Source organism: Bartonella sp. MR90HLJMH (assembly GCF_042194115.1).
GTDB classification, from domain to species: domain Bacteria; phylum Pseudomonadota; class Alphaproteobacteria; order Rhizobiales; family Rhizobiaceae; genus Bartonella; species Bartonella grahamii.
In genome coordinates this window covers 1-4,344 of sequence record NZ_JBHIMM010000026.1, presented here as the reverse complement: position 1 = coordinate 4,344, position 4,344 = coordinate 1, and the positions used below count along the sequence as shown (strand labels likewise).

The window sequence follows — 4,344 nt, the reverse complement described above, 5'->3', positions numbered from 1 at the left end:
CGCCACCGCCAAAATAACTACCAACCATTTCACTCATAGAATAAATCTGAGAGCCATTAACGGCATCTGTGGAATCTTTCGTAATATTTCCTGCAGCAAGAGACGTAATCTTGCTGTTTTCTTGCGTCACTACAACTGTGCCGTCTTCTTTTTCTTCCCTCTTTTCATGCTGCGCTACAAAGGCATGGGCAGTTTTGCTCCAGTTCAAAGAATCCTGAGCAACACCTTCAGAGACTTCCTTAATGCGAGCGTTCACAGTTTTGATATTATCATCAAGTCCTTTAAAGGCAGAACCAACATTGGTGTGTGATTTATCTGTTACCTTACCATCTTTATCAATACTGGATAAGTTATAGTTTGGAGCTTGCCATTCGCCCTTCTCATTATAACCAGCACCGCCACCAAAATAGCCAGCAAACTGTTTTCGAAGATCATAAATCTGACCACCCGTAATCGCATCGCTCGAACCTACCACAATAGAACCATCAGCCAGCGATGTGATCTTGCTGTTTTCTTGTGTCACTACAACTGTGCCGTCGTCTTTTTCTTCCCTCTTTTCATGCTGCGCTACAAAGGCATGGGCTTTACCATTCCATAACAAGGAATCCTGAGCAACACCTTGCGACACTTCCTTAATGCGTGCATTCACATTCTTGATATTGCTATCAAGACCTGCAAAAGCAGTTCCAACACCTTGGAACGAACTCTCTGTCACAACTCCATCTGTGGCAATGTGTGATAATTTATAAGTAGGACCTGTAAAAGTACCATCTTTATATCCAGCCCCACCGCCAAAATATGTCGCAACGTTATTGCCTAGTGAATGAAGTTGGTCACCATTTACAGCATCATGTGAATCCTTGGCAATCTTACCAGCCGCAACATTATGCAATCCAACAGTGCCTGTTTTGGGATCACCAAAAGTCACATTGCTTTGTTTCGCTTTAGGTGCTGTTCTGGTAAGTGTACTGACCTCTTCTGTATCTTCTTCCTCATCATAAAAAACTGCTACAGAGCGCACTTCTTCAATTTCATTCGTAAGTGCATCTATATTTTTATCAAGCTGGGCTTTATTAACCGCTTCGTTGCCCTTTTCTGCATCCTTCACGCCAGAAAGTATTCTATCCTTACTATCCTTATCAGCAACAGTGATTGTCGTACCATCTTTTTCGCCACCAATCTTGATCAGTTTCTTCTCTTCATTCCACTTAACAAGACTATCACTTCTCATAGTGTTAATCTCATCATGAACACTCTGGAAAGAATTACCAACACTAGAAAAAGCATCCGCTACATTCTGATAAGCCTCATCAGTAATATGACCATCAGAACCGATTTGTTTGACCTTGAAAGTAGGAGCTATCCATGCGCCTTCTTTATTATATCCAGCGCCACCGCCAAAATAACTACCAACCATTTCACTCATAGAATAAATCTGAGAGCCATTAACGGCATCTGTGGAATCTTTCGTAATATTTCCTGCAGCAAGAGACGTAATCTTGCTGTTTTCTTGTGTCACTACAACTGTGCCGTCTTCTTCTTTTTTCTTCTTTTCATGCTGCGCTACAAAGGCATGGGATTTATCATTCCATAACAAAGCATCGCCTTGGACTGCTTGCGTAATATTCGTTACTTTTTCAGTAAAATTTTTGATCTCATTCGTTAGATGCGTATTCACATTCTTGACACTCGCATCAAGACCAGCAAAAGCTGAACCAACATCGTTGTATGACTTTTCTGTTGCCTTACCATCTTCAGCAACATTTGAGATCTTATAAGTCGGAGCTGTAAAAGCACCATCTGCAAATGTTGCGCTACCGCCAAAATAGGTAGCAACGGTATTGCCTAGTGAATGAAGCTGTGAGCCATTAATGGCATCTGTGGAATCTTTCGTAATAGCTCCTGCTGCAAGAGACGTTATCTTGCTGTTTTCTTGTGTCACTACAACTTTGCCGTCTTTTTCTTCCCTCTTTTCATGCTGCGCGACAAAGGCATGAGCAGTTTTGCTCCAGTTCAAAGAATCCTGAGCAACACCTTGAGACACTTCCTTAATGCGCGCATTCACATTCTTGACACTCGTATCAAGACCAGCAAAGGCTGAACCAACATCGTTGTATGACTTTTCTGTTGCCGTACCATCTGTAGTAATACTGGATAAATTATAGATCGGTCCTTTAAAAATACCTTTCTCAAATGAGGCATTACCACCTAAAAATTTGGCAACATCCTCACCGATTGTGTTAACCTGACCACCCGTGATTACATCACGTGAATCCTTGGCAATCTTACCAGCGGCAACATTATGGAGACCTACAGCTGTCTTATCTTTACCACCCAAGGTGATATTCGCATAATCAACTTTACCATCCTTTTGTTTATCGTAATGAACAACTGCTGATTCATCAGACTGAAGAATGTCGGAAAGATCCTTTAAACCTTTCTCAAGCTGTCCTTTGTTAACGGCTTCATTGTTTTTTGTCGCGTCCTTCACGCCGGAAAGAGTCCGATCCGCACCAGTCTTATTGGCAATATTGATTTCACTGCCTTCTGATTTAGCACCAATAGTGAGGAGATGCGTTGTTTTATCTTGCTGAACAAAGCTTTCACTTTCCACTTTGTTAACCACATTGTTAACCTGCTCAGTCAATTTATTCTGAACATTCGTGATAGAACTACCAACTCCACTCAAAGCAGATGCTACATCAGAATAAACCTTATCTTCAGAAACACCATCATTCTTAACCGATTTAACCGTGAATGTAGGAGCGGTCCATGTGCCACCATCATACTTGGCGCCACCGCCAAAATACTTAGCAACCTCGCTGCCAAGCGAATAAAGCTGACTACCATTAACAGCGTCCGTTGAATCTGCTGTAATCTTGCCAATTCCAACATTATGCAATGCAACAGTGCCTGTTTTGGGATCACCAAAAGTCACACTGCTTTGTTTCGCTTTAGGTGCTGTTCTGGTAAGTGTACTGACCTCTTCTGTTGTATCTTCTTCTACATCGTAGAAAACTGCTATAGAACGCACGTCTTCAATATTTTTAGAAAGAGTGGTTACGTTTTCATCAAGCTGACCTTTGTTAACGGCATCAGTATCATCAGTCCCTTTTGCCAATCCTGTTATCTTTTTACTGCCAGCACCAATACCAGCCGTCGTTATTTGCGGACCACCCGTAATCACTAAGCCGGTGGCATCTAGGGTATTTGTGCCTGCCTTTAAGCTCGTTAATGCAACATCTTGAGCTAAATCGAATTTTAACTTATTGTCTTCATCACCTTTTGCAATCTGAAGATTTGTGCTTCCAGCAGAAAAATCTACATCACCATCCATAAGAACAGTTGTACCATTTGCACCGCCAACAGAGAGTTTCCAACCGTTTGCTTTTACGAATCTTTTTAAATCTCTCAGCTGTGCAACATTGGCTGCATCAAAATCGTTGATACCAGCTGCTACGCCTGTAATTTGTCTGGTTATACCCTTACTATAATCACCAACACTCACTGCGCCCCGCGTACTTTTCCACTGAAACACATCATTTTCTGCAACTTCACTCTCTAGCGAAGGAGCATAACCAAAAACACCAGCAGCCTTATTAGCTACAGAACCGCTTCCTAGAGCAACACCATCTTCCACCGAAACTACAGAATTGGCACCTATAGTGATAGCTCCCTTTCCCTGTGCTTCCGAATAAGAACCCAAAGCAATGGAGAACTCATCAATCGCCTTAGCACGATAACCAAGAGCAGTTGCACCCTTTCCTAAGGCCTGAGAAACAGAACCTAAAACAGTTGTATAATCAGCTTTTGCTAATGTATTTTCATCCTCCTCATGCTCCTTATCCTTCTTATGATATTCACCACCTATTGCGACACTGCTGATACCCATAGCCTGAGACCCGCTGCCCACAGCTACACTATCTTGTTTTTGCGTAAGTGAATAAACACCTATAGCAACGGAATCTTTACCAGTTGCATCTGTAATAGCACCAAAAGCAATTGCATTTTCTCCTTTGCTCTCAGCACCCAAACCTATAGCAACAGAAACTTTACCCACCGAAGTAGCCGATGGACCTAAAGAAACAGAAGACGAACCAACAGTGCTAGCATTGTTACCAATAGCGATCGAGCGATCTCCCAGTGTAGATGTACGATAAGAAGTGATAACCGGTGTGTTGTCCCCTACAGTTTGACCACCTATTGCGATACTTCCGTCTCCTTGAGCGAGCGCATAACGACCTATAGCAATAGAGGTCTTTTTAGACACCTCCGCATGATAACCAATAGCAACGGATTCTCTAGCTAGTACTGATACATTAGTACCAATAGCAACATTCTCGG

Annotated in this window: 1 protein-coding gene; it reads right to left on the bottom strand. The window is 42.3% G+C overall.

The features are described 5' to 3' along the window. The coding region (locus ACFIJ9_RS08540) for a hypothetical protein (protein ID WP_375636757.1) at positions 1-4,344 on the bottom strand (4,344 nt) is incomplete at both ends.